Below are 26,425 nucleotides of genomic sequence, written 5' to 3'. Positions count from 1 at the left end.
CTTGTAATCTTTTGGAATACGAGTCACCGAGAAACAGCCAAACCATTGACCGAGGAACGAAAATGGCAAGCAAGCAAGGCGCTCTCGAGCCCGGACTGATCGATGCGGAATCGCCAGTTCCGGTGTACGCGCAGGTTGAGCAAGACATCCGGCGTCAGATTTTGTCCGGCTCATTGGCGAATGGCAGCAGGCTCCCGCGCGAAACGGAACTCGCCACTCTCTACGGCATCAGCCGAATGACGGTCCGACACTCTCTAGAAGGTTTGGCGTCCAGCGGGTTTATACGTCGCACACATGGCATAGGGACGATTGTGGTTGCGCCCAAAGAGCCCGTCACCTTCGAGTTAAGCCTGATGATGAGCTTTACGGAACAACTCCGTCGTCAGGGTTTTGAAACCAAGACAATCATCGACCTCAAGTCGGTGATTGATCCTCCCGAAAAAGTTCGTGCGGCTCTTGGATTGGAACCGGACGAGAAATGCCTGGTCTTCCGGCGAGTGCGCGAAGTCGAAGGACGGCCAATGGCTATTACGACGTCCTGGCTTCCAACTAAGCGGTTCGCTGGCATCGAGAATGTCGACCTAGCGAACGGTTCTTTGTGGGCTGCTCTGGAAGAACACTACAGCATCCATCTTTCCAGAACAGACAACATCGTTGAGCTGGTGACTGTATCGCCTTCCGAAGCTCATCAACTCCACGTCGAACCGGAAAGCCAAGTCATCAGGTTCACAGGCCTTGGATTCGACTCAAAGGAACGAGCAACCGAATACACAGTCGCTCTTTGGTCCGGCCAAGTTAAGTTCCACTTCGCCTCCCATGAACCTGGGGGCAAAGCTCTCAGTGATCGTCCTTCAGTTCGCGAAGCGGTGGAGAGTTAGAAAGCTCTTCGTCCACCAGGCTCCAGTCCAGATTTTCTGGTCTGGGTTTAATCCCGATATCGAGTGTTGCGGTGGGTGTTACGACAATGTCGGCATGAACATGACCCCGGCTCGTGGTTACGAGTTCGTCCGAAATTTGTGTGTCATGGACGACAGCGACGATTGATGTCTCTGCATTGACTAACTCCGCCTCCGCAAATACGCCCCACTCGATATCGAGATAGAAGCTGCCCATGCCAAACCGGCGTCCGGTACGGTCGACGGCCGCGGCTCCAGCGATGATCAGATCGAATGGCCCTCGCGAACGTAGTTCCTTCAAAGTTACGGCCTTGCCAAAGTGCTGCGTTCCGTCCAGCCAGCTAGCATAGCGCTCATGTCCCGGAGGAATTGTCGAGGGCGAAACGACAACGAACCCGTCATGAAGTCCATAGGTCGGCAAGACAAGGTCAATGTTGGCTTCAAGCAGGCGTTGACGTATTGGAATGAGCGCGTTGTCCGGTGTTACGAAGATCCGCCGGCTGGGGACAAGATCGAGGCGTTCCAGAAGGCGCTCGGCTGCAATTTCGTCCCCCACAAACCCGGGAATAAACCGGCTGAAGTCGAGATGGAAATGCGAATCGGGGCGCGCAAACGGGCCCACATTCCGCTCGATCTCGCTTGCAATTCTGTCATGGTTTGGCATTGTTCGATCCTCAAGGATATTTGCCGCGCGTTTCCGCGGCAAATCCGTTCAGAATGTTGGAGCGGTGACCTGGGGTACCAGCCCCCGACGAGATTCCTTCTCAAAGGCTTTTCCGGCCTTCTCCAGCATTTCCTCGGGTGTCTCCTTGCTGAGCCAGACAGATTCCAGATCCTGGATGAAGACGTCTTTCGTCGCGGGAGGGAAGAAGGCGACGATCTTGTATCCGAAATGCCCCTGCTTCACGGCAGCCGTGATATCGGCCATTGCGTCGTAGTAAGATTTGGTGATGCCAGTCGCTGTGGGATCGTTCGGGAAATCATTGAGTGGAATAGACCAATAGCCCGGCCATACCTTTGCGATGTCCGTCGCGAACTTCTTCGACATCATCATATCGAGAACCATCGCTGCGCCGTCCTTGACCTGCGAATTGGCATTGATCGAATAGGTGAACGCGCTGCCAATTGAGTAGATGGGATAAGGCTGCGACGAGTTCATGTTAGGAAATGCCGCGAAACCGAGGTCGTCGGCGCTGTCGTCCTTGAAGTAGTTGACTGCCCACTGATAGCTGAACGAGGGAGCAAAGAAGAAGGGCGACCGCTTCTGCTGCAGAAGCGCGATTGAGGAGTCGAAGTTGAGAGAAAAGTAGTCCTTGCCGCCGAGGTAGCCCGCCTTGTACCAGCGGTCGAGCTCCTTGATCGCGGCATTCATTTCGGGAGAGGACCAGTCTTCCTTGCCGGTCAGCAGTTCATATATGTATTTCGGACCGACTATCTGGTTCAGGAAGATAGAGGCGTAGTTCTCGTTTATCGGCTGCCAACCACTGTTGCCGGTCACTGATGCGTACATGCCCTTTTCCTGGGCCGCCTTCATGATCTTCTCGAGGTCGTCCTTGTTCTTCGGAACGTCCCAGCCGTTTTCCGCTAGAACAGCCTGGTTGTAATACATCCCGTCAGCCATCACCGACGGAGGCAGGCAATAGAGGTGGCCGATCTGTTGGCATGTATCGAGAACCGGTCGCAGAAGCCGTTCGCTCCAACCGTACTTCTTCGCGTAGTCTTCCATCGGTGCGAGCTTACCGGCCTTCGCCAGAGGCGTTACGTCGGATGGGCCTGATGTATAAACCAGATCCGGACCCTGGCCCGCCATCACCGATGTGCGGACGTCGTTATCGACCGACGTGCGATACTCGATCACGAGTTCATATTGATCCTGCGAGGCATTGAATGGTTTGGTGAGTGCTTCATCCAACGCCTGCTGATAGGCGGGCGAAGCCCCCCAAAACCACATTGTGATCTTATCCTTTGAAAAAGCCGGCCCTGCACCTAAGGTGGCGGAGATAACCAGGGCACTTCCAAATATCCGTTTCATGGTTAGTTCCTCTCTTTTGTTGTTTACTGTAATCGCCGTCAGACACGCTGCCCGTTGGGATCGAAAAGCAGCACCCTGTCGGGCTTGGGTTTGAAAGAGATTGTGTCGCCTTGGCGGACACGATCATCGCCTCTGAGTTCGAGGATGATGCGCGCGCCGTTGACCGTAGCGACATGGGCATACGTCACGTTACCAAGGCGCTCGACGACGTCGATCCGCCCCGAGATCGGGAAGTCTACGGAAGTCGTGATGTGTTCGGGACGGAAGCCCATTGTCAGTTTTGCACCGGCGTCCACCGGACCACGGACATTCGTCACCGTGAATGTCGCCGAACCCAGATCCTGAGCAGCAACTGACAAACCGGTGGCGCTTACGGATTCGACGGTGCAATTGACAAAGTTCATCTTGGGCGAGCCAATGAACCCCGCCACGAATGTATTGTCGGGGTTTTCGTAGAGCTCCATCGGGCTTCCGACCTGCTCTATCCTGCCCGCTCGAAGGACCACGATCTTATCGGCAAGCGTCATGGCCTCCACCTGGTCGTGGGTGACATAGACCATTGTCGCACCGAGCTCTTGATGAAGCCTTGCGACCTCCAGACGCATTTGAACGCGGAGTTCCGCATCAAGGTTGGAGAGGGGTTCGTCGAACAGGAAAATTCGAGGTTCCTTGACGATCGCACGGCCGATCGCAACACGCTGGCGCTGGCCGCCTGAAAGTGCCTTGGGCTTGCGCTGCAGATAGGGTGTCAACTGCAAGACCTCGGCGGCCTTTGCCACTTTCGCTTTGCGCTCTGCCTTAGGGAGCCCCGCGATTTTGAGGCCAAAGCCGATATTTTCTTCGACTGTCATGTGGGGATAAAGTGCGTAGCTCTGAAACACCATCGCAACGCCCCGGTCGACCGGGGAAAGGTGTGTTACAGCCTTTCCTCCAATCTCGATTTCGCCACCGGTCGTGTTTTCGAGGCCGGCGATCATTCTCAGCAGTGTCGACTTGCCGCATCCAGAGGGACCGACGAAGACAACAAACTCCCCCGCCTCAGCCGCCAAATCGAGCGGTTCAATCACCAAATGATCGCCATAACTCTTCGTCACTCGGTTGAGACGGAGATCTGCCATTTTCGTCGTTCCTTATTCTTCTTCTGCCAGAGAGTGAACTTCAAAGCCGAGCGCGGGGATGGTGCCTTCCTCAATGAGGAAACCAGCGCCGCCGCTCACGTATTCGGCGTCTTCTGACTTCACGAGCGTTTCGCCGTCGATCGAAAGCTCAAGCTGCTTGCCCTTGGCGGAGAAAACGAACTTGAGTTTCGCGTTTTCCTCATAGGCAAAGGGGACTTCCGCAAGCACGGTGACGTGCTCGTCCTTCCGCTTTATAAGCTTGGCTTTTTGACCTTCAAGGATAGCCGCGTAGTAGCGCCTGTGGCCACGTGATCTCGCGATAAGACCCGCTGATTTATGTAGATCCATGGTGAGACGCGATGACACCTTATAGTCGTCCCAGTCGCGGCTACCCGTCGTGATCGCGCCGTTTTCGAAGGGATGGGAGAGCGCGAACGTAGTGTCCACGTCTGGACGGAAATGCAAAGCAGAGCTGACGAATGATTTCAGCCAGCAAGACGAGGTGTCAAATGGAGAAATACTCGGCGACAGGTCATAGGCAGAGCCCATGACGAAGGCTTCTGGCGAACCGGACCAGTCCATATCAAGAAGGGCGACCCTGCCTGTGAGGCGCTTTTCGGCGTTCAGCTCAAGTCCGATGCGATGTATTGGCAGACCGCGAACATTAGGCACTTTCCAGGTAAGAGCGTTGTCGCCCTTCTTGAGGTTGAACGTTTCTCCCTTGACCTTTGCGAGGTTGCCATCACCATCATAGTGGATGACAAAGAAGTTCAGAAGCGGCGTGTCAGCGTCAAACGCTCGAACCGTGGCTTTCACGGTCTGGGTGCCGTAAATAGACGGGCTGGCAAGCACTTCGAAATAGCTGGTTTCCGATAGCGCACGCGGCTTCGGTTCGATGAACGTCGGGACAGAAACAGACCCGCTCACGCCCTTGGCAAGCGCCTCGTATCGAATTTCGAGACCACTCTCTCCACCGCACGTATTCAGGTTGCCCACAGCCGTGATCGCTTGCCTGCCGTCGTGATGCGGGCACAGCTGAAAGCCCTGCACGGAGCCTGGGTATTCGAATGCGAAACGCGATTTGGGTTGTTCGTATGTCCATCCGTTGAGAGCTGCGGCGGTCCGGCGAACGCGGCGCGTCTCAATAACGGCGTCGCTGAAGCAATCGCCGCCATCAGCACCGACCACGTACATCAGATCGGAGATCGGCCCACGGAAATCGGGACCCTGATCGAACGCCTTCAGACCGAGTCGGATCCCATTCAAGCATGCAAGGTTGCCGGCGTTGCAATCCGTATCCCAGCCAGAGGAGACTGCGATCTTCAGACCGTGCTGAACATCGTCACCGCCGAGAATGAAGGATGCGAGCAACAGGGCGTGGTTCGGCACCATCGGGCAGCAGCCGGGGTAGTGGCGGTAGGAGTGGTTGTCTTCCAGCCATTGGCGGACATCTCTCCAGTGATTGGCCTTGGCGCATTGCTCGCGAACATCACCGACGATCCTCTTGAGCTCATCATGCCGACTATGGCGCAGACCAATATCAAGCAGCTTGTTGATATCTGTCTCGCTGAAAGCAGCGGCCTGCATTGCGGCGAGTAGCACTGCGGCTTCGACTGCAATGCCATCGTGGCTGACGGTGCTGGCCTTGCGCGCCATATCGGCGGCCCGTTCCGGATTTCCCGGGTTCGACATCGCCCAGGTGTCGATGAAAATCTCTGAGCCGATCGCTTCCGCCATCGCGCGGCTATTGAGTTTTGCAGAACCGCTTTCTGGCGCATGGATGCCGTTCTTCAGTCGAAGGTAAGCGGTATGTTCGGTCGAGCGGCCCAGGCCACCCCACCAGAGAACGGTCTTGTCCTCGATGATGTAGTTCAGCCACGTATCGCCGATAGCCTTGGCAGAAATATTCGTCGGAAAACCGTTGTCTTCCAGCGCGCGATAGAACAGAAAAGTACCGGAGATATCATCGTCGGGCACGATCAACGGCCAGTTGACCTTGTCGTTCACGAAGTAGTCGATCTCGCCGAAAGTGTTGCGGATCGCGTCATAGGACCACCCCTCCACGGCTCGGCCGAGATAGACGCCGATAAGTTTGCCGACCACGCCGGCATAGGTTTTTTCAGCAAACCCGTCCTTGTTCAAAATGCTCCTGTTATCGACTGGCATGTTCATCCCTTTACTGCTCCTGCTGTCATTCCGCCGATGAAGAAACGCTGCATCGCCAGGAAGAAGATAATGATGGGAAAGATGATGATGAGCGCGCCGGCCATCATGATTCCGCGATCGGTGACGATCGTCGAATTCATGGAGAGATAGCCGAGGGTCATTGTGAAGTTGGCCTGACCCTGCTGGAAGGTCGAGGTGATCATGAATTCGTTCCAGGCGTTAAAACCGACGAGGATAGCGACTGTAATCAAACCGGGCCGCAGAAGCGGGAGGATGACGTACCAGAAGGTCTTCCAAGAACCTGCACCGTCCATGAAGGCCGCGTCGTCGAGCTCCTGAGGTATCGCGAGGACATATGTGCGTAACAAAAAGACCGCCAGCGGCAGATTGATTGCCGACAAAATGAGACTTGTTGCGAACGGATTTCCAACGATGCCGAGCGCTGCGAAGATGAAATAGAGCGGGAAAATGAACAGCTGGATCGGCACGGTCACGGCGCAGAGGAAATAGATCGAGATAAGCCGCCAGATCTTTCCTTTCCTTCGTGCGAGCGGGAATGCCGCAAGAGACGCCAATCCGACAGTAATGACGATAGTGAACCCGCAAATTGCAATGCTGTTGAACAATCCAGTCGAGAACCGGCCGGTCGTCCAGGCAGTCACGAAATTCGCCATGCTGAAGCTGTCGGGCAGTGCAAGTGGGTTGGCGACGATCTCCGCATGCGATTTGAATGCGTTCATGATCACAAGGCAGAAGGGCGCCAGTGCGACGACCACCGAGATTGAGAGAAACAGGCTTCCCCAGATGCTGTTTGCCGATGGCGCAGTGGATGTAGAATGGCTCATCGCAGCGTCTCTCTGCTCATCCAGACGTAAATGAATGATGCGACCAGCCCGAAGAGGCTCATAAACAGCGCGATCGCCGCCGCTTTGCCGACTTCGAACGTTCGAAACGCTGCGCTATAGGCCAGCGTCGAAAGCATCTCCGTGGAGTGTGCGGGGCCGCCATTTGTCAGCAGATAGACGTAATCGAACGTCAGGAAAGAGAAGATCGTCACCATCGCAACCATCAGCGCGATAGTGGGGAGTATGTTCGGCAGGGTCACATACCGAAAAACCTGCCAGCCATTTGCTCCTTCAAGAAACGCTGCCTCCAGTTGATCCGCCGGCGTCTGGCGCATTGCGGCGAGGAAAACGACCGCGAGATAGCCCCAGAAGTGCCACATATCGACTGACGCGACTGCATAAAGCGCAGTCGAGGGCTCACCTAGAGGGTTGGAAACGGGGATACCTTGCCGGTTGATGAACGACACGACACCCGAAATCGGATCGAATATGATGAACTTCCAGATGCTCGCATTGGCGATCGGAGAAAGGATGTAGGGCGTCAACAAGACGACCTGATAGACCGCCGCGCTCTTCTTACGATTGAGAAGGACAGACGCCGCAATGAGCGCAATCGCCATTGGAACGGTCAGGAAGATGATCGTCCAGGTAATGTTATTGTAAATCGCCTGCCAGAACGTCCGGTCCGAAAGAAGGTACTGAAAGTTTTCGAGCCCAACCCAGTAAGGGTCCGATACGCCGTCCCAGTCGGTAAAAGACGCGGCAAACGTAAGCACTGCGGGCACGATCACAATGGACGCGCTTAGTAGCAGGGCGGGCAGGACAAAAAGAACATATTTAAAGTCGCCGGAACGGCCGTTAGAACGCGCGTGCTTTTGAGTTCGCTTCGTTAACGTAGCGCTTACCGCGACGTTAACTGAAGGAGCTTCTGCATCAGCCATGAAGCTTTTCCTCTGACAATGGGACTGGGGAATCCCATTCCACCTGACACGCATCGGCAAGCTTTACAGCAACGTTTGAGACAGCCGGATCTGGAAGCCCATATTGGCCTATGCACAGCGCCGCGGAAGCAGCGGCGGTTCGCGCAGCAAGTTCCAGATCCCCGGGGTTCAGCGTCCATCCGGCCAGGAAGCCACCACAGAAAGCGTTGCCACCTCCTGTGACATCCCCGACCTTGTAATTTGGCGGGCGGACGAAGAGCCTGGCATTGCCGGATGCGACCATGGCACCGCGTGCGCCCATTCTGAGGACAACTATGCCCGCGCCGGCGTCGATCAGTTCTGAGGTGAGATCTTGTGGAGTGCGCTCTGCTCCCAGCAGACATTCAGCTTCTGCCAGATTGAGCGAGAAGATATCGACGTTGGACAGTTGGGTTTTTATTGCCGACCAATACTTGGCCCCCGCGACATCCCCTTGTAGTTCCCAAAGCGTCTTGCCGAGCTGAGAGCGATACTCACTATAGCTATCCCAAAATTCAGGCCACAGGTCGCGAAAGATGTAGGTTGCGGCCGCGGGGCGAAGGCTCGGCGGGATATCGGCGGGTATGAGTTGAAGGTTCTGAAAATGCTCGGGGCCGAAAGCCGGTGTCTCGGTACGGTCGCCGTCGGGCAGATAACGAAGTGTAGAGCGTATTGTGTTCGCGGTTCGCTTTATTTCCCCATCTGGCAAAAGTCCGTGCTTGCGCAACCAGCCGCCGCTAACCTGGTCGATGTCTTCACCAACGCCCGCGACGATCCCGACTGCCGGCAACCAGAACTTGGCGCCGACAGCAGCCCAAACCGCTGCTCCACCCAGATTGAGGCCCCGGTGTCTTCCGTCCGCTTCCCAGACGTCATCGACTATCACATTTGACAATACTAGCAGAGGAAGACTGGATATCATTTTACCGCTCCCGAGGTTAGGCCTTCCACGAAGCGACGTTGGAAGAGCGAATAGAAAACGAGGACGGGCAAAGTGAGGATGCTTAAAGCGGCAAGGAGCCTCGGCCAGTCGATGGCTTCACGATGAAAGAAATTCAGCAACCCCAAAGGCACGGTCGCGGACGACGGATCCCGCAGAAACACGAAAGCAAGATATAGGTCGTTCCACATTCCCATGGCCTGAATGATTGTCACAGCGAGAAAACCTGGCAGGGTGAGCGGGAGGATCACGTGAACAAGGATTCTCAGTGGGCTCGCTCCCTCCAGAACCGCTGCCTCTTCCAGTTCAACAGGGACGGCGAGGAAATAGGAGCGGAGCAAGAAGACCGACATGCCGAAACCGCCGGCAGCATATATAAAGGCGAGACCAAAGAAGCCGCCTAAGAGACCGAGGGAACGCAGCACAACAAAAAGCGGTATGGTCAGAATATCGGGAGGGATCATCATTGTGGCTAGAATGATCACACTGACAGCATCGCGCCCCGGAAAAGAGAAGCGCGCGAGCGCATACGCTGTGGTCGCCGCTGCAAACAGCAAGATCACAAGACCCAGGGCAACGACGATCAGGCTATTCAGCAGGTAATCTCCGACACGCGCAATCGCGAAAGCGTCCGAATAATTGCTGAACTGCCAGCTCCGCGGCATTCCCCATGGGTTTGTATAAAATTCCTGCCGGGATTTTAGCGATCCGAAAAGTATCCAAACGACCGGCCACATGGCTTGGACGACGGCGAACGCGAGCGCCAAGTGCCCAAGGCTCATCTTCCAGACTGTCTGTGCGGAAAAGGGTCGTGCGGCGCGCCTAAGCATCTTGGCCGCTCCTTCTGTTGAAGAACAGGAAAGTGAAAGAGATTGCAGCGATGATCGCAAAGAGGATGTAGCCCATGGCAGCCGCTCGACCGAAGCGCGAGAACTGAAATGCTTCGTTGTACATATGGGTCACCACCACATCGGTTCCGAAGCCTCCTCGCGTCAAAACCCATACGACGTCGAAGCTGCGCACGAAGGCACCCATCAGAGCGAGAAGGATCGAAACCGAGAGCACAGGTCCAAGCTGGGGCAAGGTGATGTTCCAAAATCTCTGCAATGCATTGGCGCCGTCCATTCGCCCCGCGTCATAGAGTTGCGGTTCGATGGCCTGTATCCCTGCAAGGAACAGCAGCATGTGCAACCCAGCCCAGCGCCAGATCTCGACGGCGGCCACGCTTGCAAGCGCCGTCGCGTCGGAACTTAGCCAGGAGGACTCGAGAGCGCTAAGGCCAATGGCATTCAACATTTCATTGAACAGGCCACCAAAACGGCGGGCCGACAGGAAAAACGTCCAGAATGCCCCGATGACGATGATGTTCATCGTGACCGGCAAGAACAGCAGCGTCCTCGCAACACGTGCCCCTTTTAGGGGCGCGCTCACCAGAACAGCGAGGGCCAACCCCGCGACGTTCTTTCCGATCACGACGATCACCGCGAAGACGACGGTATGCCACAGCGCGCCCAAAAATTCGGGATCGTTGAGAACCGCTTGATATTGCGCCAGCCCATTCCAGGCGCCGACGGTCAAGCCGTCGAACTCGTGTAAGCTGAGCCAAAATCCGTAAATGCTTGGAACGATCAAGAAGACCGAAAGCAACACCATTCCGGGTATCAGCAGAGCATAAGGGGCGTTCACTTGCCTATGCATAACCGTCGCCCTTAGCCTATCAGTTTCCGAACTTGTATCCCGACGAGACCATGCTATCGAGCTTGGCCTGCATTTGAGTTGCCGCTTGTTCGGGGGTGATAGAGCTGCCCATCATTGACTGAACCGACCGTTGGATCGTTTCCGTCAACTCGCGCGGCCAAACCCAGTCGAGGAATTTGTCTGCCGGAAGGTATGCTTGGAGATTCTTGGAGACCTCGTCCGTGGAGCCACTCACGCCGACGTGGGAAGTCGCAATCGGCGCGACCGGAGAAAGGAGCTCCGCCGTTTGCGCGTCCTCGGCAGCGAATTTTATATATTTGGCTGCTAGGTCAGGCTCTTTCGACGTCGAGGAGATGCAGAGGCCACTCTCCGCGCCGCCGAAAGCGACAGGATGACCGGGCTCACCGTCATATTGTGGGAACTTGAAAACACCCCATTCGAAAGGTGCATTTGCCTTAACAGCAGGGAGGTCCCAGGATGCGCCGAAATAGGAGGCCGCACGACCCGAGTAAAACACCGACTTCATGGCATCCTCGTCGAGCTCATTTGATTGAGGATCGACAAGACCATCATCCACCCATTTGCGCGTCAGCTGCAGGGCTTTTAGGCTCGGCGCATCCGTGAACTTCGCCTTCCCCTTGAGTACGTTTTCCACAAATTCAAGCTGCTTGTTGCCGGTGGTTTCAGCCAGTGAGCTCATATAATACAGCGGCCACATCCAGGCATTCTTACCCTGATGTACGACAGGGATGACGTCCATTTCCTTGAACTTGGGGATTACTTTCAAAAAGTCGGCATACGCCTTCGGTGCCTCAAGTCCGGCTTGTTTGAACAGCTCCTTGTTATAAAAAAACGTCGTCACGTTCACCGCCGAAAGGGGAACACCCCAAACCTTGCCGTCTACCGTGAAATTCTCGACCGAACCGGGAGTGAATCGTCCGTTCATCTGCGCAACGAGACTATCTGCTGGCTTGATGAGGCCAAGTCGCGCATAGGATGTGTTTACCGGATTTGCCGCACAAACAATTACATCAATAGGATCACCGGCGAGTTGCGCGTTGCGCAAACGGGAAAGGCCATCCGAAACCGTCCCCCTTGCATCGTGCGAAACCTTCGTCACTTCCGGGAATTCCGCCATGAATTTGGCGTCAAGTTCGTCGGTAATCTTCTTTACGATTTCTTCTGGGGAGCCCGCCGCAAAGGTGTCCCACGTGGAAGGCCCGAAGACATGAAGTTCCTTGGCGCCTGCTGAAGGCGCGATCAAGGCGGTTGTCAAAGCAAGAGCGGCGAATAACGACTGCTGACGCATTTTTCTGTTCCCATTGTTAGGTTTGACGGCGCCTCTCTTTGCGGAGGTCTACATCTATATACCTCTAATGCAGGTCTATTATCCCGGCAAGCGCTATTCTCCGAAAAAGATCAAAAAATACGCTGGGAAATGACTTGCCAAAAAACAAGGCATCAGAGTAAGGTATATAGGATAGTACCTCTGTACTACCGAGGTCAAGATCAAAGAGAAGGAAGGCCTAAATGAGCGAACAGCTTGAGGCATATTTGGGGCAAGCTCGAAGTCTAGCGAACCTTGTCGAGACAGAATCCGATAAGATTGCGACGCGTGCCAGGCTTCTTCTGACGATGGAAGAAGTTTATGGGATCCGACAAATCATCATCACGGGATCAGGGGATTCCTACTTTGCGGCACTCGCCGCGGCTTCATCTATTCGCGCGTGGACAGGACTTCCCACGAACGCGATGGTGTCAATGGAAGCGTCCCGCTACCTAGATCACGGACGCCCTCCCCTTGCGGGGAGAAATCGTGGCCTGCTCGTCGTGGCTATCAGCAATTCTGGCGAAGCAGCCCGTTTGGTGGAAGCAACGACCCGGCTTCGTCATCTCGGAGCTATCACCCTGGCAGTTACCGCGAATAAAGAGAGCCGGCTCGGCCAAGCGGCCGAAAAGCACCTGGAAATTCCGATCCCGGCCACAGCGCCGGCTCCCGGCACGAGAAGTTACGTCGCTTCTCTTCTTGGGGTCTACCATCTCGGGATCCGAATTGCCGAAATGCTCATGTCGATGACGATGGACAAGGCAGAGGGCCTGAGGAGAGAGTTACGACAAACCAGCGCCGCTTTGAAAGAGGCTGCCGCCGCCAGTGAACCGCTGATGTCGAAGCTCAGCCATGCCTGGTCGACGAAAAATCGTATGGACTGCCTGGGCAGCGGCCCGTCGCTGGCGTCCGCTCAGTATGCCGCGGCGAAGCTTGTCGAGGCGGCCGGTATTCATGCAACGCCGCAAGATGCCGAGGAATTCCATCACCTCAACTATTTCGCAGCCGATCCAGAAGACGTCCCAACCATTCTCTTTGCACCCTCGACGGGACTTGCCCGGAACAGATGCCTGGAGCTGATCGAGGCGCTTGATCAACTCGGGCGGCCGATGCTCATCATAACCGACGACAAAGACTACACGGCCGCACACGACGTACTGGTTTTGCCTAAAGTCCAGGAGGCGTTCGCGCCTATCGTTCACGCCGTTCCGGCGGCAATGTTTTCCGCGTTTCTAGCACAGCGCCGTAATGAAGTTCATTACCGAGGCCACACTGGCCCCTGGCGGGGCGCCCAGAATGCAGGCCTCGTCCGCAACAGCAAACTCGAATTGCCGAATTGAGGGATCTATGCTGAAAAATTTCAAGCTTGAGACAGACCGCAGCGGCCTCGTTGACGTGACGTCCTTCGTTGAAGACGCCCTGAAGGAAAGCGGCGTGCAGGATGGTCTGCTTCTGGTTTCGGTTCCGCATTCAACAGCGGCCGTTACCGTCGTTTCTCCTTGGGACGTCCTTGGTCTCGAAGATGTTCACGACGAGATTTGCCGTCTCGTCCCGACGAGGATCGATTTCAAACATCAGTACGACACGCCGCAGGATGCCGCAGGGCACGTCAAGGCGGCGCTCGTGGGGCATTCGAAATCGTTCTTCATCGATCAGGGAAAGCTGGGCCTGGGTCACTCTCAGAAGATTTACTTCTGGGAGTTCGACGGACCGCGAAGCCGTAGCGTGCATGTGAAGGTGATCAAGTCATGACTGAAGATCTAAGCCATCTGCCTGCCGTTTCACGCGAGACGTGGGAAGCCTACAAATACCGCAATAATGTACCGCTCCGCGGACTTCAGATCGACGGCCGGCCGGCCCTGACCGGTATCGATCCGAACAAGGTGGGAGACTACGTGTTTGTTTTTGTCCGTGACCCGCTTTGCGCCTACGACGATGATCCGGCGACACAATTGGCGGCCCGCCTGGAAAACTCCGAACTGGCGGGCAAGACCGGCATGTTCACCACGTGGACCGGTACTTACAAAGGCGCTCGTATCTCGGCTATCAGCGGAGGTAGCGGTGGCCCCGAAGCCGAGCTGTGCATGTTCGAACTGCTTGAATACACGAATGCCGGTACATTCATTCGCGTCGGCGGGTCAGGTGGAACCAACGAGACTGTACGCCCAGGCGATCTCGTTATCGCAAAAGGAATTGTTCGAGATGAAGGACTAAGCGCAGCGTACGTTGGCTCTGGATGGCCAGCAGTTTGCGACCCAGAAGTCGTCATCGCTCTGGCTGAAGCAGCGCGCGCCCAAAATGTGCGTTATCACATCGGATTGACGAGGTCGGTCGATTCGGACCTCATATCGGGTGGTCGCCCCTCTGTTAGAGGTTACCTGCGACCGGACAACCTCAATGCAGTCGATGAATGCCGGAGACTGGGGATCCTGAACGGCGAGCGCGAGGCCTCCGCCATTGTGACGATGGCCACGCTTTTTGGTAAGCGCGGCGGCTCGGTCTGTTCTGTGGCAGACAATATTGCGACCGGCGAGAGATTTCAGGCTGGAGCTGGGCATAGCGCGGCTATTGATGTCGCGCTCGAAGGAATGGCTATTCTCGCCAGGATGGACTCTGAAAGAGACTCGGCGGGAGCCGCACACTGGCTTCCTTCAATGCGCCAGAAGTAACCTGCACCCTTCGGCGCGGCCTTACGAACGTGCAGAAATCAAAAGTTTGGCTCGGCAGATAGTTTGCAAGAGCATTGTGTAAGAAGATGGATAAGGCCAGATTGTCGAAATATCAAAAGCTGGAACGAATGATCGACCAGGGCGTCGGCCGCGAGCCGGCCGACATCGTGCTCAAGGGCGGGCGCTTCTTCGACCTCGTGACTGGTGAACTGGTTGCCTCCGATATCGCCATATCAGGCGGCCGCATCGTCGGCACCTATGGTGATTATCAAGGACGCGAGGAGATCGATATCTCCGGCCGCATCGTCGTGCCCGGCTTCATCGACACGCATCTGCACATCGAATCCTCGCTTGTCACCCCGCATGAGTTCGATCGCTGCGTGCTGCCGCTCGGCATCACCACAGTGATCTGCGACCCGCACGAGATCGCCAACGTGCTCGGCACCGAGGGCATCCAGTTCTTTCTCGATTCCGCCCTCGAGACCATCATGGATATCCGCGTACAGCTATCTTCCTGCGTGCCGGCGACGCATCTGGAGACCGCGGGCGCCGACCTGCCGATCGAAAAGTTGCTGCCGTTCCGCGATCATCCGAAAGTGATCGGCCTTGCCGAGTTCATGAATTTCCCCGGCGTCATCCACAAGGATCCGGTGTGCCTCGCCAAGCTCGAAGCATTCCAGGGCGGGCATATCGACGGCCACGCGCCACTGCTGCGTGGCAAGGACCTCAACGGTTATCTCGCGGCCGGCATCCGTACGGAGCATGAATGCACCACGGCGCAAGAGGCGATGGAGAAGATCCGCAAGGGCATGCACATCCTGGTGCGAGAAGGCTCGGTCTCCAAGGACCTGCACGCGCTGATGCCGATCATCACCGAACGACTGTCGCCCTATCTGGCGCTCTGCACCGACGACCGAAATCCGCTCGATATCGCCGAGCAGGGCCACCTCGACCATATGATCCGCACCGCTATTGCCGCAGGTGTCGAGCCGCTGGCGATCTATCGCGCCGCCTCGATCTCGGCTGCGCGAGCCTTCGGCCTTCGCGACCGCGGCCTTGTCGCTCCCGGCTGGCGCGCTGACCTCGTCGTCGTCGACAGTCTCGAAAGCTGCCGGGCGCAGATGGTGTTTTCGGACGGGCGCCGCGTGACGGACGATTTGTTTGCCACCCGCAAGCCGGTCGCGCCCGTCGGGCTCGATAGCGTGAAGGCCGGCCATGTCAATGCCAGCGACTTCAGCGTGCCCTACTCCGACAACGATACATCGGTCCTCGGCGTGCTGCCGGGCAAGATCATCACCGAGCATCGCCGCTACCGGCTGCCTGCTGAGGGCAACGAAACCGGCGTCGACCTCGGCCGCGACATCATCAAGGTGGCGGTGATCGAGCGGCACGGCGTCAACGGCAATCATGCAAACGGCTTCGTCCAGGGCTTTGGCCTGAAGAAGGGCGCGATCGCCTCGACGGTCGGCCATGACAGCCACAACATCTGCGTCGTCGGCGTCAATGTCGAGGATATGGCGATTGCCGCCAACCGCCTCGGTGAGATCAAGGGCGGCTTCGTCGTCGTCGAGGGTGGCAAGGTCACCGGCGAAATCGCGCTTCCAGTCGCCGGCCTGATGAGCCTGGAACCGCACGAATCCGTGCGCGATACGCTGCATCACCTGCGCCAGGCGGCCTTTGCGCTAGGCGCGACACTGGAAGAGCCCTTCCTGCAGCTCGCCTTCCTGCCGCTGCCGGTAATCCCGCACCTGAAGATATCCGACCGCGGGCTTGTCGACGTCGACAAATTCATGCTGATCGGTTGAAGACCGCTCCGTCTCAGATGACCGGGCGCCTAACACTACGGCGATGATCTGTTCGAAGCTCCAACAAACTCCGCCGCTCAGTCCGCCGTACGTGACCGATTTTTGAAGCGCAGTGCTTTATCCCAACATCAAACGGTCGAGACCTCGCGTTGCCACAACGCCGGCACGATGGTTCCGTTGATCTCAGCGGAAGGCCTCCCCTAAAATCCATGTCAGCTACGGTGGACCGTCTGAGGGGACCGCTGGCCGACGGCGGTTGCGGGTGCTCTTGTTCACAAACTAACAATCTATTTAATCTTCAATTTTGCTGACAAATGAATAAACGAATTTAGGAAGACATAAACAAACGAACACTACACCATCCATATCCTGCCAGCTGACGTGATCAGATCACGAGCTCCTCGGCAATACTCACCTCCTAGCCGGCGATAGGCGCCGTCACTTCACAACCGGCTATTCGCATTGCCGGGCCAAGTCCGCCAAGCAATCACGCTATCGCATCTTAATGAGCAATAAAGCCAGCTGACGGCGGCGTTCCGTTTTCTTCCGGCTTGCCAAGCAACGTGCCCTTATCGCAGGATCCGATTGGTGCTGGGCAAAGCGATGAGCAATTTCGCCCTCGCCGAGTGGCCGCGTCAGCTGGCTGCGCAATCACGCCATCGCACCATGTGGTCCACCTTCCCTATCAGTCCAGATCAGCCCACGATCTTGTGTCATAAAACCGCCGAATGCGGCGTTCCATCTTGGCAAAGCAACGTGGCCTCATACCAAGATCCGATTGGTGCTCGGCAAAGGCCAAGCGGCTGGCCACAGGTAACGTCGCCGGCCTACTCCACCGCAGCGTCAGCTGCGCACACTATCCGCCAATGGCGAAAAGCGAGCTATCACGCCATCTCCTACAGGATGACGCGACCGCCTTGTGTCATAAAACCACCGACTGCGGCGTTCCATTTTGGCAAAACAACCTGGCCGCATCACAAGATCCGATTGGTGCTCGGCAAAGGCCAAGCGGCTGGCCACAGGCATCGCCGTGCTACCCCACCGCAGCGTCAGTTGCGCACACTATCGGCCAATGGCGAAAAGCGAGCTATCACGCCATCTCTTACAGGATGACGCGGCCGCTCTTGGCATTGCTCATCCTCAGGTCACCGGGTGATCAGCGACCCGGACTGCCCTCACTCGACTATAAGAACCTTCCTCTCTTTCCTCAGTTAAACGGCATACTCAACGCAATCATCGCACTCAGCACACCACAAACTTCCCTCTGCTCAATCATCATGTCCAATATCCCTTTCAATGCGCCCGCCTATGCGGCCAGTGACCTCACGCACATTAGCGACCCCCTTCACCTCAGGGCTGCCGTTGCCAACCAGATCGCGAATTTTGCCCATTTCACCACCAACACTCTCATTCCGGCCCAGCTTGCTTGGGCCCGCCAGATCCTAGCCAATCCTGACGCGAATGACGTCGCTCACGAGCAGGCCAACTACACCATCGCCCACCAGAAGGTAGCGTTCGCCCCGTACGAGCTAAACAACAATCGTCGCGACATAATCCACCTCCTCGACGATCCCCTCTTTACCTATATGTCCCCGCAACGCGTGGAGGAGCATTTGCAGAATGGCGGATTACGTGTCAGCTATGGCGCCGAAGTGCTGGCGAAGCATCAGAAGGGTGAGTTCCCTCGTGGAGCCTACGGCACCCCCATCGCTCCTTGGACCCAGTCCGTCGGCACCAAAGTTATGGCGCGCTTTTTCTTTGATACGGAATACTCGCTCCCCTCCCACGATAACGCCCGCGCCCCAATCGACACCAGTCGTTGGATCGTCTTTTGCAGGACTACGGGCATGTCTCCCAAGGGTGAACTCCACTTCCCCCGTTTCCACGGTTCCTCTCAGGACTTCAAGCACTATGCGCTTGCAACGCCCAATCACCAATCGGGTGACTACGTTCGCTTCTACATCGTGGCCCACGGAAAGACGTTGATCCCACCCGAGACGCAGGAATGGGAGGCACTCCGTGCCAACTCTGACGACGAAGGCGGTGTTCCAGTTCGCGATGAGCAACTTAACCCTGTCAGCGCCACTGTCGGCGGTGTCACCAACGTGCCCAAGATCGTCCGCGAGATTTGAGGAATTGGTTTTTTTTAGATAGGCCCATCTATGTCTGAGTTTGGTAGCTGGTCTTGTTATTACTAGGTTTTAGCTTCTCAATTTATTTGATTGAGAGTTCTTTGCGAATAAACTTTGCGAATAAACATGTTGTCTGTGTCCTAAATAAGCGCCTTTAAGTGAAGTGATGAGTAAGCGCCCTGATTAGATAAGCGCCAAAGATAAGAGAGACGCCCGGAGATAACTTAAGCGCCCAGGATATAGGCACGTGGAGTCAACTGCAGCGCCCTCAGCCCAGCAGGGGCCTCGAGCTTGCGAAGGAGGGGAGCAAAATGGGCACCAAGCGTAATCGAAGGCGGAGGGCGCTGCAGTTGACTACACGTGCCTATATCCTGCCAGTGCAAAGTAATCGTCTGATAACGCGCAAAAAGGCCCCCATTGACCTGCCAATGAACTTTCATCCGGCTGTGGAGTGCCGCATTTGATGAATTCCCTTTGAGATGCCATTTTCAGCACTGAATGCGGGTGGATTTCGTTGTGTCGGCGTCGGGAATGGGTGAGATTCGTATGTAGTCACGTTTGAGGTTTTGACGAAAGCCTCCGACATACCATTTGATTGAGGGCTGGCGACCGGCGTGAAGCACGGGACCAGATTGAGGGCTTGAGCAAACAGTCCGCGCGGCTTGGACTTGCCCTTCAGACGCTCGGATAGTGTTGGGAGCTATCGTCGGCCGAAACCGTATGCTCGATCGGTGCAAACGCAGCTACGAGAGCCTCCAAAATGGTGGTTAGGGCACCGGAGAGCGCCCTGCCCTTCTGCCAAATCGCGACGTAGTGATAGAGCGCCGACGGCGAAAAAGGTCTCGTTTCAATGCCGAACGCAGCATACTCGCGAGCAATGACCTCGTTCGTGATGGAAACACCGACACCGGCCGCCACAAAGCCGGCTTCATGACCATGGTCGTCATACTCTACCGCGATGTTGGGTTCGCTACCGCGAAACCTCAGAGCATTTATGTTCATCTGATGCATCGCGAATTTAGGATCGATATCGATGATCGCTTCTCCCACGAGATCCTGCGCAACGATGCAGGAGCGCGACGAGAAGCGGTGACCGCGTTGAAAAATGCAAACATTTCCCGCGGTCGCAAGCGGCGACCATTCGAACAGGCGTGGGTCCAGGGGAAGGCGCGCTATTCCGATATCAGCCTTTCCGGACAGTATGTAATCCCGAACTTCGTCGTTGCTTCCTGATAGTGCTCGCAGGCTGGACGCGGTCCTTGCTCGCGTCGCCGCAATGACTTTCGGCAACGTCATGAAACCGAAGACCGCGGGTGACACAATGACAACCGGCATTCGCTCCTCGCTCTTCAATTCAACGATCGACGCCTCCAGGCGTTCAAGAGATGTCAGCGCGGTATCGACTTCCCGCAAGAATTCCCATGCATCCCGCGAGGGCGTCATGCGGTTCGACGATCGTTCAAACAGAGAGAGCCCAAGTGCGCTTTCAAGCTGTTTGATCTGCTGACTGACCGCGGGCTGGCTGATCCCGATCAAGGTCGCGGCCTTCCTGGTGGATCCAGTTCGCAGCACCTCCCGGAATATGTGCAGTTGCCGGAGCTTCAATGAGCCTTGCAGAATTTCCATTCTCGGACCCCTTTATTTCTAGTCAATTGGCTCGTTTATGACGCCCTCGCGATAAGTTACGCTTATGCATAAATAAAGTAAATTATAGATTGCCGCCTATGAAAGGTGTTCTATACTTCGAATAATCAGCAATATAATCCTTGAGTACCCAGTATATATTCTACAACCTTAAGTGCGTTATCGTGGGCCCCCGCAGAAGAACTCTGGTCGGCGCGGCGGCTTACGTGCTCAACACCAACAAACGGAGTCTGGTGATGGCCGGGTTTGTCTTTCAGTTTATTGGAGCTTTCGGCGTTACCGTCGGACTTGCTCTTATAAGTGGCGTCATCGGTACCGCAATTGGCTTGGTTGCTGCTGTTGTAAAGGTCACGGACAGGCGGCGGTTTGGATCGATTGTTTCCGCCTATACGACGATCGTGCGCGGCGTGCCTGAACTCCTTGTGATCCTGCTCATCTACTTCGGTGGAACCTCGCTTGTGAGCGCCCTGGCAGGCCGATATGTCGAGGTGAATGCGTTTACGGCAGGCGTCGTCGCACTTTCGGTGGTGTTTGGCGGTTATGCGACCGAAGTGTTTCGGGGAGCGATCGTGGCTGTGCCAGTAGGCCAGACCGAAGCTGCTAAGTCCCTTGGACTAAGCGCCTGGCAGAGATGGATGTTTGTCGTCGCACCGCAAATGATGCGAATGGCCCTGCCAGCATACGGCAACCTCTGGATATCGCTGTTCAAGGACACGGCGCTGGTTTCGGTGGTCGGCCTGTCGGACATCATGCGGATTGCCTTCCTGGGGGCCGGTTCGCTGCGAGCGCCGCTGACTTTCTACCTCGCAGCATCCGCCCTCTACCTGTCCCTGACCACCTTCACGCTTCTGTCGCTTCGGGTTGCCGAGGATCGCTATCCCGCGTTTGGCCGATAGATGGAGAGGCCAATGAACATCACCTTGATGCTGGACGCGTTCGGCGTCCTTTCCTCCGGCATTGGCCTCACTTTGATCCTGACGGTCTTGTCCCTTACCGCCGGCTTCCTTCTGTCCGTGCCTTTGGCCTTCATTCGCGCATTCGGAACTCCCGTGCAGTCCTGGGCAGTGCTCGTGTACACGTATGTCTTTCGTGGAACGCCCATGCTGGTCCAGCTTTTCCTCCTTTACTATGGGCTCGCCCAGCTTGAGGCCGTGCGCAACAGCATCTTCTGGGTGGTTCTTCGGGATCCCTTCTGGTGCGCCTTGCTGACATTTTCCTTAAACAGCGCGGCGCACACGACGGAGATTTTATGCCGGGGTCTCCAATCCGTGCCGAAGGGCATTGTCGAGGCCGCGGCCGCTCTAGGCTTGCGACCCCTGCAAATTGCTCGTCTTGTCACTTTCCCGATCGCCTTCAGGATCACGCTTCCAGCCTACGGCAACGAGGTGGTTGGAATGATCAAGGGGACATCGCTTGCAAGTACGGTAACCTTGCTGGAAGTGACGGGAATGGCCAGACAGATGGTTTCGGATACCTTCGCGCCTTACGAGATCTTCCTGGTCGCCGGGGCCATCTACCTCTCGCTCACCTTCGTCGCCGTGAAAATGACCGAATACGTTGAGCGGAGGCTTTCGACCGCCGGGCGCGGCGCCGCTCCCCGCGAGCAATCGCCTCGCTCGACATTGCAAGATCACGAGGCCTCTTCTTCGGCGCACTAGCGCGCCCGCTCAACACTTTCCCATTCCAACCCTACAGAAAGGTGGTGCTGCATGCGCATGCCCCTCGCTATTGCTCTTTGCTTCTCCTTGCTCGTGTCCGCGCAGCCGCTGCGCGCGGACGACAAAAGAACAATCACCATTGCTGCAGAGGGCGCGTCGCCCCCTTGGACAGGCACGGATGAAAATGGTCAACTCTACGGCTTCGATATTGATGTCGGGCGCGATCTCTGCCGGCGAATGAAGATCGAATGTGCCTTCGTTGCGCAGGACTGGGATGGGATCATTCCCGCTCTGACCGTTGGAAAGTTCGACGTGATCATGTCGGGCATGTCGATTACGGAAAAGCGAAAACAATCCATCGCTTTTTCCGAACCATATGCCGGCGGTTTCAACCAGTTCATCATGCGCAAGGACCTTGGGCTCGGCGCTGGCGACCGTTCGCAGCGGCTCAACCTCTCGGTCATCGGCGAGAAGGAAAAGGCGCTTATCGAACACCTTCGATCTGCGCTGTCCGGGAAAGCGATCGGCGTCCTTCGTTCCTCGAACTCCGAGGCCGTCCTCAAGGAACTGTTCGGGGATGTCGTGACCCTCCGTAGCTACGACAGTCAGGATAACATGCAACTCGACCTGACCGCCGGCCGGATTGAAGGCGGACTTGCGGATTACTTTACCTGGCGGGACTTTCTGAAGACCCCGGACGGATCGGCTGCGGCCTTTTTTGGTCCGGAACTGAGCGGCGGTCTTTGGGGTCCGGGCGTTGGCGCCGGAGTGCGCAGGGACGAAGAGGCGCTCCTCGCCGCGTTGAATGGGGCGATCGACGCTGCAATCGCGGATGGCACGCTGCGTTCGCTGAGCCTGAAATGGTTTGACGCCGATATCGCCCCTGCGGGGATGAAATAATCAGGCGGCCTCACTTTGTCCCAACCTGGCGCCGAACGCATCGTTGGCGTCAGGGCACAAAAACACTCGAGGTAAATAAATCATGTCAGTTTTCTCCGTGGTCGTGACGGGCCAATCGTTGATTACCAGGGATGTCCGCCAGGCACGTGACGATCGCTTCGATGAGGTCCTTCGCTTCCTCCAGCAAGGTGACGTCGCGTTCACAAACTTTGAATCGACGGTCCTCGGCCGCCACGGTGGTTGGCCGACCAAGGGTAAGTACTTCGGCTATTCGAGACCGGACGTCCTCGACGCCCTGAAAGTGATCGGCTTCAATGCACTGGCACTCTCCAACAACCACGCATTCGATCTCGGCCCCAGCGGCGTCCTGTCCACATTGGACGAGGTCAAGGCGCAAGGCTTTCTTTATGCCGGGATTGGTGCCGACATGACGGAAGCCGCTGAAGTCGGCCATCGACGTCTCGGAGATCGGGACGTTGCCCTGCTTGCCCTCGACGCAGGCCCGGGTCCCGCCAACATGTACGCGGGAAATCGAACCGCCTTTCGTCCGGCCCGACCGGGCGTGAACGCGCTGAAGACCGTTCGCAAGATCGGCGTGCCAATTGGCCAGATGCAGGCCCTGCGGGCTCTGGCAAGGGAGCTGCAAATGTCCGACCTTGAGCGCGCCAACTACGCGCAACCGGAGGATCCCCCGGAGATCGACGACAAAAGCGAGATCGACCTCTATGGGACAATATTCAAGCAAGCGGAAACCTGCGGCCGCCTCGTCGAGGTCGATTTGCAAAGCGCCAGTGAGCATCTGGCCGCGATCCGGGAATCCGCCGCGCTAGGCGATTTCGTCATCGCCTACCTGCACCATCACCATTGGGAACCAAACTGGCAGCAGGTCCCGAGCTGGGTACAGGGATTTGCCCGCATGTGCGTCGATGCAGGTGCGGGGTTGTTCGTCAGCCATGGTGCGCCCGTACTCCAGGCAATCGAGATCTACAGGCGCGCACCTATCTTCTACGGCCTCGGCAATTTCCTCTTTCACACCGAACCGGATGAAAGCGAATGGAGCCCGCCGGAGGTCTGGCAGAGCGTCGTTGCCGCATGCCGCTATGAAGGTGACGATCTCGTCGCTATCGACCTGCTTCCGATTGTCATCAACGGCCAGGTGCGCGTTGATGGGCACGAAACGGCTTCAGGGCTGGTTCCGCTTGCCGCGACCGGCGACACCGCCCGCCATATTCTTGAACAACTGGCGGAACGAAGCCGCCCGTTCGGCGTCGAGGTCGCGATTGCGGACGGCTTCGGTCGGATCGTGCCACGCGATTGATACCAAAGCCCGCCGCCGTTTTCGGGCGATCTCGCGTCAGGCCGTCGCCGCAGCTTCGCTCTCTTCTGCCTCCTCTTCAGCCATAAGGACCAGTTCCTCGCTGAGCGTGGAGATCAGGGCTGAGACACGGCCGCGCAGTCGTGGATGAAGGTTCATCATGCCTTCGATCAGGCGGCGGCCCTCGGAGCTCGCTATAAAAGTAATGCGCTCGTCGATCGGCAACAGCGGGGCATTGCCGCTGGCGCTTTCGTTCCCGGGTAACCCCTCGAAGAAGCGTCCGACGGGCACGCCCAGGCACGACGCTATCTCGTATAGCATCGATGCGCTGACGCGGTTCTTCGCGTTCTCGTACTTCTGGAGCTGCTGGAAGCTGATGCCGACTGCCTTGGCGAGCTGGACCTGCGAGACGTCCGACTGAAGGCGAATCGTTGCAAGCTGCCTGCCGACATGCTGGTCCGCCGGATGCGGCCCGAACTGGATATTGCGCTTCGCGTTTGCCTGAAAAGGGCGCCTGGAGTCTGCTGTGATCTTGCGATGCTGCATGGCTGCTCCCCGAATTGAGAGTTTGTCGCGGTGCGCCCCCGCGAAACTCACTAAACTTCCGAATGATCGGGGAGTTCGAAACTGTCCGTGACAGCCCTGTGGCCTTTAGTTCCGGGGAACCTGGACATACGCCACAGGCTCCCCGACCCGAAAGGTCAGAGAGTTCGATGCTGAAACGACCAGCATCAGTCGCACGGAGGGGTTTCGACGCCCCGAGGCAACGCGTACTGCCTCACGCCCAGAGATAGTTGAGGTTGCGCGCAAATTCCAGCCATTTGTGATGAAACAATGAACGATCCGGTGGGCGGTGTCGCGCCAATCCTCTTCATCGGGTGGAGACACACGCGTTGGTCGATTAAGAGCTCGCCGGCTTGCGAGCACCCTCCCCACTCATATCCCGATCGGTTCATCACAAGGATGGCTGGCGCGCATCAGCCGCCTGAGCTTTGCAGGAGGGAAGCTTACCGAGGAACATACTTCTCTATTGTAACCGGTGTTGTGCTCCCACATTGTTGTCCTGTTCGCCATGATCTCCAGACCCACCCTTCGGCCGTTTCTGAAACATATCCATTTGCTTTCAGCTTTTCGAAAGCTGAGGAATAGGCCGCTGCCGGACTGAAGAGATGGCGCGTGATCGGAATCTCAGGATTCTCCGCATCCGGAAACTCAGAAAACAAATATACAAATGCTTCGATGCAAAGGTCTAGAGCGCGTCCATTTTACTCGGGGTCATATCCACATGCCTTGAAGTAATTGGCGCACTCGTGGGGTTTGAAGAGCGCGACGATCTCGCCGACCGTATCCCAGAGTGCTTCAACGGTGCGCTTTGCTCTGGCTCGCAGGAGGGCCTTGAGCTTTGAGAAGGCCTTTTCGATGGGGTTGAAGTCAGGGCTGTAAGGCGGGAGGTAAAGGAGCTGACATCCCGCACTTTCGATAGCCTGCCGCACGCCGTCGGCTTTGTGTGCAGGCAGGTTGTCCATCACAATAATGTCGCCGGGCGTCAGCGTTGGAACGAGAACCTGTTCGAAATAGGCGCGGAAGATGATACCGTTCCACGCGCCATCAAGGACCATCGGCGCGGTCATGCCGGACAGCCTGAGCGCACCGGTGAAGGTCGTGGTCTTCCAGTGCCCATGCGGCACAGCAGAACGGCAACGCTCTCCGCAAAGAGAACGACCGCGCAACCGGGACATTTTGGTGCTCAAGCCGGTCTCATCAATAAAGACAAGCCTGGCAGGATCGAGATCGAGTTGACCGTCGAACCAGTCCTGGCGACGCTTCAGGAGATCGGGGCGTTCTTGCTCCAGTGCATGTGCGGTCTTTTTTTGAAAGTCCAACCGCGCTTGCGCAGCCAGACGTCGAGAGCACTGCGGCCAATACAAACGGCCTTGTCTTCAGCCAAGCGTAGAACCATTTCGTTGAGTGTGACGTCCTTTGCCTCTCCGATCATGCCCACGATAAAATCCTCATGAGCATCCAGACGAGAGCCGCCGCGCCGACCTTGTTTCGATGGCGTCATTTGGCCCTGCCTCGCGCTGGCGATCCACGCGATGGCCGTTGAAATTCCAATCCCGAACCGGGCCGCCGCTGATCGTGCCGACATGCCATCTCGAGACGCAGCCAGAACTAGGCTACGAAGATCCTCACTGAAAGCGCGGGTCATATCACCTCCGACCAAATGTGAGCGTCCGGCGAAGGCATTTTCGCTTGATCGAGAGGCCGATATTATAGGCCGCGTTTCATCTCGTCTGCCATAACGCGTTCGACCACATCGG

General features: G+C 56.8%; 24 protein-coding genes and 1 pseudogene. 11 read left to right on the top strand and 14 right to left on the bottom strand.

Features of this window, described 5'->3' with window-relative positions:
* The first annotated feature begins 62 nt into the window (after positions 1-62).
* Positions 63-878 carry a GntR family transcriptional regulator gene (locus tag BLU15_RS33325; protein ID WP_090301332.1) on the top strand — a complete coding sequence of 272 codons (816 nt, stop codon included), beginning with the start codon at positions 63-65 and terminating at the stop codon, positions 876-878.
* Here BLU15_RS33325 and BLU15_RS33320 read toward each other — a convergent pair.
* Genes BLU15_RS33320 through BLU15_RS33300 form a run of 5 tightly spaced genes read right to left on the bottom strand, consistent with a single transcriptional unit; the run spans position 838 to position 6,838 of the window.
* The gene (locus BLU15_RS33320; RefSeq protein ID WP_090301331.1) at positions 838-1,560 is read right to left on the bottom strand and encodes a 5-formyltetrahydrofolate cyclo-ligase; all 723 of its coding nucleotides are present in this window, start codon (positions 1,558-1,560) and stop codon (positions 838-840) included. The genes BLU15_RS33325 and BLU15_RS33320 overlap by 41 nt on opposite strands.
* Before the next feature lie 48 nt (positions 1,561-1,608).
* Entirely contained in the window at positions 1,609-2,928 is a 1,320-nt protein-coding gene (locus BLU15_RS33315; RefSeq protein ID WP_090301329.1) for an ABC transporter substrate-binding protein, read from the bottom strand.
* A 38-nt stretch (positions 2,929-2,966) separates the two neighbouring features.
* Positions 2,967-4,046 carry an ABC transporter ATP-binding protein gene (locus tag BLU15_RS33310; RefSeq protein ID WP_090301327.1) on the bottom strand — a complete coding sequence of 360 codons (1,080 nt, stop codon included), beginning with the start codon at positions 4,044-4,046 and terminating at the stop codon, positions 2,967-2,969.
* Between the two features lie 12 nt (positions 4,047-4,058).
* The gene (locus tag BLU15_RS33305) at positions 4,059-6,218 is read right to left on the bottom strand and encodes an ADP-ribosylglycohydrolase family protein (RefSeq protein WP_244546894.1); all 2,160 of its coding nucleotides are present in this window, start codon (positions 6,216-6,218) and stop codon (positions 4,059-4,061) included.
* Positions 6,215-6,838 carry a carbohydrate ABC transporter permease gene (locus BLU15_RS33300; RefSeq protein WP_244546893.1) on the bottom strand — a complete coding sequence of 208 codons (624 nt, stop codon included), beginning with the start codon at positions 6,836-6,838 and terminating at the stop codon, positions 6,215-6,217. Before BLU15_RS33300 ends, BLU15_RS33305 begins: the two co-directional genes overlap by 4 nt.
* On the opposite strand from BLU15_RS33300, the gene BLU15_RS40380 reads away from it, so the two are divergent.
* The gene (locus BLU15_RS40380) at positions 6,825-7,091 is read left to right on the top strand and encodes a hypothetical protein (protein ID WP_244546892.1); all 267 of its coding nucleotides are present in this window, start codon (positions 6,825-6,827) and stop codon (positions 7,089-7,091) included. The two genes, BLU15_RS33300 and BLU15_RS40380, sit on opposite strands and share 14 nt — an antisense overlap.
* Here the strand turns inward: BLU15_RS40380 and BLU15_RS33295 are convergent.
* The 5 genes from BLU15_RS33295 to BLU15_RS33275 all read right to left on the bottom strand — a co-directional run bounded on the left by BLU15_RS33295 (position 7,054) and on the right by BLU15_RS33275 (position 11,963).
* Complete coding sequence (locus BLU15_RS33295) at positions 7,054-7,998, bottom strand: carbohydrate ABC transporter permease (RefSeq protein WP_090301323.1); 945 nt, start codon at positions 7,996-7,998, stop codon at positions 7,054-7,056. The genes BLU15_RS40380 and BLU15_RS33295 overlap by 38 nt on opposite strands.
* Positions 7,991-8,938, bottom strand: coding sequence for a carbohydrate kinase family protein (locus tag BLU15_RS33290; protein WP_090301320.1), 948 nt, complete (start codon positions 8,936-8,938; stop codon positions 7,991-7,993). Before BLU15_RS33290 ends, BLU15_RS33295 begins: the two co-directional genes overlap by 8 nt.
* Positions 8,935-9,786 carry a carbohydrate ABC transporter permease gene (locus BLU15_RS33285; protein WP_090301318.1) on the bottom strand — a complete coding sequence of 284 codons (852 nt, stop codon included), beginning with the start codon at positions 9,784-9,786 and terminating at the stop codon, positions 8,935-8,937. Before BLU15_RS33285 ends, BLU15_RS33290 begins: the two co-directional genes overlap by 4 nt.
* On the bottom strand, positions 9,779-10,609 hold the full coding sequence (locus BLU15_RS33280) for a carbohydrate ABC transporter permease (protein ID WP_176960436.1): 831 nt from the start codon (positions 10,607-10,609) through the stop codon (positions 9,779-9,781). The genes BLU15_RS33285 and BLU15_RS33280 overlap by 8 nt, the downstream gene beginning before the upstream one ends.
* A gap of 64 nt (positions 10,610-10,673) precedes the next feature.
* Entirely contained in the window at positions 10,674-11,963 is a 1,290-nt protein-coding gene (locus BLU15_RS33275; protein ID WP_090301313.1) for an ABC transporter substrate-binding protein, read from the bottom strand.
* A gap of 221 nt (positions 11,964-12,184) precedes the next feature.
* Between BLU15_RS33275 and BLU15_RS33270 the strand changes: the two genes are divergently transcribed.
* From BLU15_RS33270 to BLU15_RS33250, 5 genes are all read left to right on the top strand, one after another.
* Positions 12,185-13,321, top strand: a complete 1,137-nt coding sequence (locus BLU15_RS33270) for an SIS domain-containing protein (RefSeq protein ID WP_090301311.1) — start codon at positions 12,185-12,187, stop codon at positions 13,319-13,321.
* 7 nt (positions 13,322-13,328) lie between these two features.
* Positions 13,329-13,733, top strand: coding sequence for a secondary thiamine-phosphate synthase enzyme YjbQ (locus BLU15_RS33265; RefSeq protein ID WP_090301310.1), 405 nt, complete (start codon positions 13,329-13,331; stop codon positions 13,731-13,733).
* Positions 13,730-14,650, top strand: coding sequence for a nucleoside phosphorylase (locus BLU15_RS33260; RefSeq protein ID WP_090301308.1), 921 nt, complete (start codon positions 13,730-13,732; stop codon positions 14,648-14,650). The genes BLU15_RS33265 and BLU15_RS33260 overlap by 4 nt, the downstream gene beginning before the upstream one ends.
* A 128-nt stretch (positions 14,651-14,778) precedes the next feature.
* Positions 14,779-16,455, top strand: coding sequence for an adenine deaminase (ade, locus tag BLU15_RS33255; protein ID WP_371590276.1), 1,677 nt, complete (start codon positions 14,779-14,781; stop codon positions 16,453-16,455).
* A 1,124-nt stretch (positions 16,456-17,579) separates the two neighbouring features.
* Positions 17,580-18,587, top strand: a complete 1,008-nt coding sequence (locus BLU15_RS33250) for a RolB family protein (RefSeq protein WP_176960435.1) — start codon at positions 17,580-17,582, stop codon at positions 18,585-18,587.
* Positions 18,588-19,046: 459 nt separating this feature from the next.
* On the opposite strand, the pseudogene BLU15_RS33245 reads toward BLU15_RS33250, so the two are convergent.
* Both BLU15_RS33245 and BLU15_RS33240 read right to left on the bottom strand, forming a co-directional pair.
* Positions 19,047-19,236, bottom strand: a pseudogene (locus tag BLU15_RS33245) (IS3 family transposase); the annotation flags it as partial.
* Between the two features lie 26 nt (positions 19,237-19,262).
* Positions 19,263-20,213 (bottom strand): LysR family transcriptional regulator, encoded by a 951-nt coding sequence (locus tag BLU15_RS33240; protein ID WP_090301301.1) that lies wholly within the window; start codon positions 20,211-20,213, stop codon positions 19,263-19,265.
* Between the two features lie 254 nt (positions 20,214-20,467).
* On the opposite strand from BLU15_RS33240, the gene BLU15_RS33235 reads away from it, so the two are divergent.
* From BLU15_RS33235 to BLU15_RS33220, 4 genes are all read left to right on the top strand, one after another.
* Positions 20,468-21,127 (top strand): ABC transporter permease, encoded by a 660-nt coding sequence (locus tag BLU15_RS33235; protein WP_090301299.1) that lies wholly within the window; start codon positions 20,468-20,470, stop codon positions 21,125-21,127.
* 12 nt (positions 21,128-21,139) lie between these two features.
* Positions 21,140-21,889 (top strand): ABC transporter permease, encoded by a 750-nt coding sequence (locus tag BLU15_RS33230; protein ID WP_090301297.1) that lies wholly within the window; start codon positions 21,140-21,142, stop codon positions 21,887-21,889.
* 57 nt (positions 21,890-21,946) lie between these two features.
* Positions 21,947-22,789, top strand: coding sequence for a transporter substrate-binding domain-containing protein (locus tag BLU15_RS33225; RefSeq protein WP_244546897.1), 843 nt, complete (start codon positions 21,947-21,949; stop codon positions 22,787-22,789).
* A 79-nt stretch (positions 22,790-22,868) separates the two neighbouring features.
* Positions 22,869-24,107, top strand: a complete 1,239-nt coding sequence (locus BLU15_RS33220) for a CapA family protein (RefSeq protein WP_090301293.1) — start codon at positions 22,869-22,871, stop codon at positions 24,105-24,107.
* Between the two features lie 36 nt (positions 24,108-24,143).
* Here BLU15_RS33220 and BLU15_RS33215 read toward each other — a convergent pair whose 3' ends face one another.
* Complete coding sequence (locus BLU15_RS33215; protein ID WP_090301290.1) at positions 24,144-24,650, bottom strand: helix-turn-helix domain-containing protein; 507 nt, start codon at positions 24,648-24,650, stop codon at positions 24,144-24,146.
* A 719-nt stretch (positions 24,651-25,369) separates the two neighbouring features.
* Positions 25,370-26,313, bottom strand: a protein-coding gene (locus tag BLU15_RS33210; protein WP_176960434.1) for an IS630 family transposase whose coding sequence is annotated in 2 segments (ribosomal slippage) — positions 25,370-25,989 and positions 25,989-26,313 — 945 coding nt in all. Because the reading frame shifts where the segments join, the coding sequence is not laid out codon by codon here.
* Between the last annotated feature and the right edge of the window lie 112 nt (positions 26,314-26,425).

The sequence above is a fragment of the Ensifer sp. YR511 genome, assembly GCF_900103045.1.
In the GTDB taxonomy this organism is placed as follows: domain Bacteria; phylum Pseudomonadota; class Alphaproteobacteria; order Rhizobiales; family Rhizobiaceae; genus Ensifer; species Ensifer adhaerens.
Note: the sequence above shows the minus strand (reverse complement) of the source record. Positions and strands in the feature narration are given on the sequence as shown.

Bases quoted from the DNA above. Each gene is read 5' to 3' on its own strand.
- BLU15_RS33325 (WP_090301332.1), top strand. From the start codon at position 63: ATGGCAAGCAAGCAAGGCGCTCTCGAGCCCGGACTGATCGATGCGGAA.
- BLU15_RS33240 (WP_090301301.1), bottom strand. From the start codon at position 20,213: ATGGAAATTCTGCAAGGCTCATTGAAGCTCCGGCAACTGCACATATTC.
- BLU15_RS33295 (WP_090301323.1), bottom strand. From the start codon at position 7,998: ATGGCTGATGCAGAAGCTCCTTCAGTTAACGTCGCGGTAAGCGCTACG.
- BLU15_RS33230 (WP_090301297.1), top strand. From the start codon at position 21,140: ATGAACATCACCTTGATGCTGGACGCGTTCGGCGTCCTTTCCTCCGGC.
- BLU15_RS33270 (WP_090301311.1), top strand. From the start codon at position 12,185: ATGAGCGAACAGCTTGAGGCATATTTGGGGCAAGCTCGAAGTCTAGCG.
- BLU15_RS33280 (WP_176960436.1), bottom strand. From the start codon at position 10,609: ATGGTGTTGCTTTCGGTCTTCTTGATCGTTCCAAGCATTTACGGATTT.
- BLU15_RS33315 (WP_090301329.1), bottom strand. From the start codon at position 2,928: ATGAAACGGATATTTGGAAGTGCCCTGGTTATCTCCGCCACCTTAGGT.
- BLU15_RS33235 (WP_090301299.1), top strand. From the start codon at position 20,468: ATGGCCGGGTTTGTCTTTCAGTTTATTGGAGCTTTCGGCGTTACCGTC.
- BLU15_RS40380 (WP_244546892.1), top strand. From the start codon at position 6,825: ATGCTGTTGAACAATCCAGTCGAGAACCGGCCGGTCGTCCAGGCAGTC.
- BLU15_RS33320 (WP_090301331.1), bottom strand. From the start codon at position 1,560: ATGCCAAACCATGACAGAATTGCAAGCGAGATCGAGCGGAATGTGGGC.
- ade (WP_371590276.1), top strand. From the start codon at position 14,779: ATGATCGACCAGGGCGTCGGCCGCGAGCCGGCCGACATCGTGCTCAAG.
- BLU15_RS33275 (WP_090301313.1), bottom strand. From the start codon at position 11,963: ATGCGTCAGCAGTCGTTATTCGCCGCTCTTGCTTTGACAACCGCCTTG.
- BLU15_RS33225 (WP_244546897.1), top strand. From the start codon at position 21,947: ATGCCCCTCGCTATTGCTCTTTGCTTCTCCTTGCTCGTGTCCGCGCAG.
- BLU15_RS33310 (WP_090301327.1), bottom strand. From the start codon at position 4,046: ATGGCAGATCTCCGTCTCAACCGAGTGACGAAGAGTTATGGCGATCAT.
- BLU15_RS33260 (WP_090301308.1), top strand. From the start codon at position 13,730: ATGACTGAAGATCTAAGCCATCTGCCTGCCGTTTCACGCGAGACGTGG.
- BLU15_RS33215 (WP_090301290.1), bottom strand. From the start codon at position 24,650: ATGCAGCATCGCAAGATCACAGCAGACTCCAGGCGCCCTTTTCAGGCA.
- BLU15_RS33285 (WP_090301318.1), bottom strand. From the start codon at position 9,786: ATGCTTAGGCGCGCCGCACGACCCTTTTCCGCACAGACAGTCTGGAAG.
- BLU15_RS33305 (WP_244546894.1), bottom strand. From the start codon at position 6,218: ATGAACATGCCAGTCGATAACAGGAGCATTTTGAACAAGGACGGGTTT.
- BLU15_RS33265 (WP_090301310.1), top strand. From the start codon at position 13,329: ATGCTGAAAAATTTCAAGCTTGAGACAGACCGCAGCGGCCTCGTTGAC.
- BLU15_RS33290 (WP_090301320.1), bottom strand. From the start codon at position 8,938: ATGATATCCAGTCTTCCTCTGCTAGTATTGTCAAATGTGATAGTCGAT.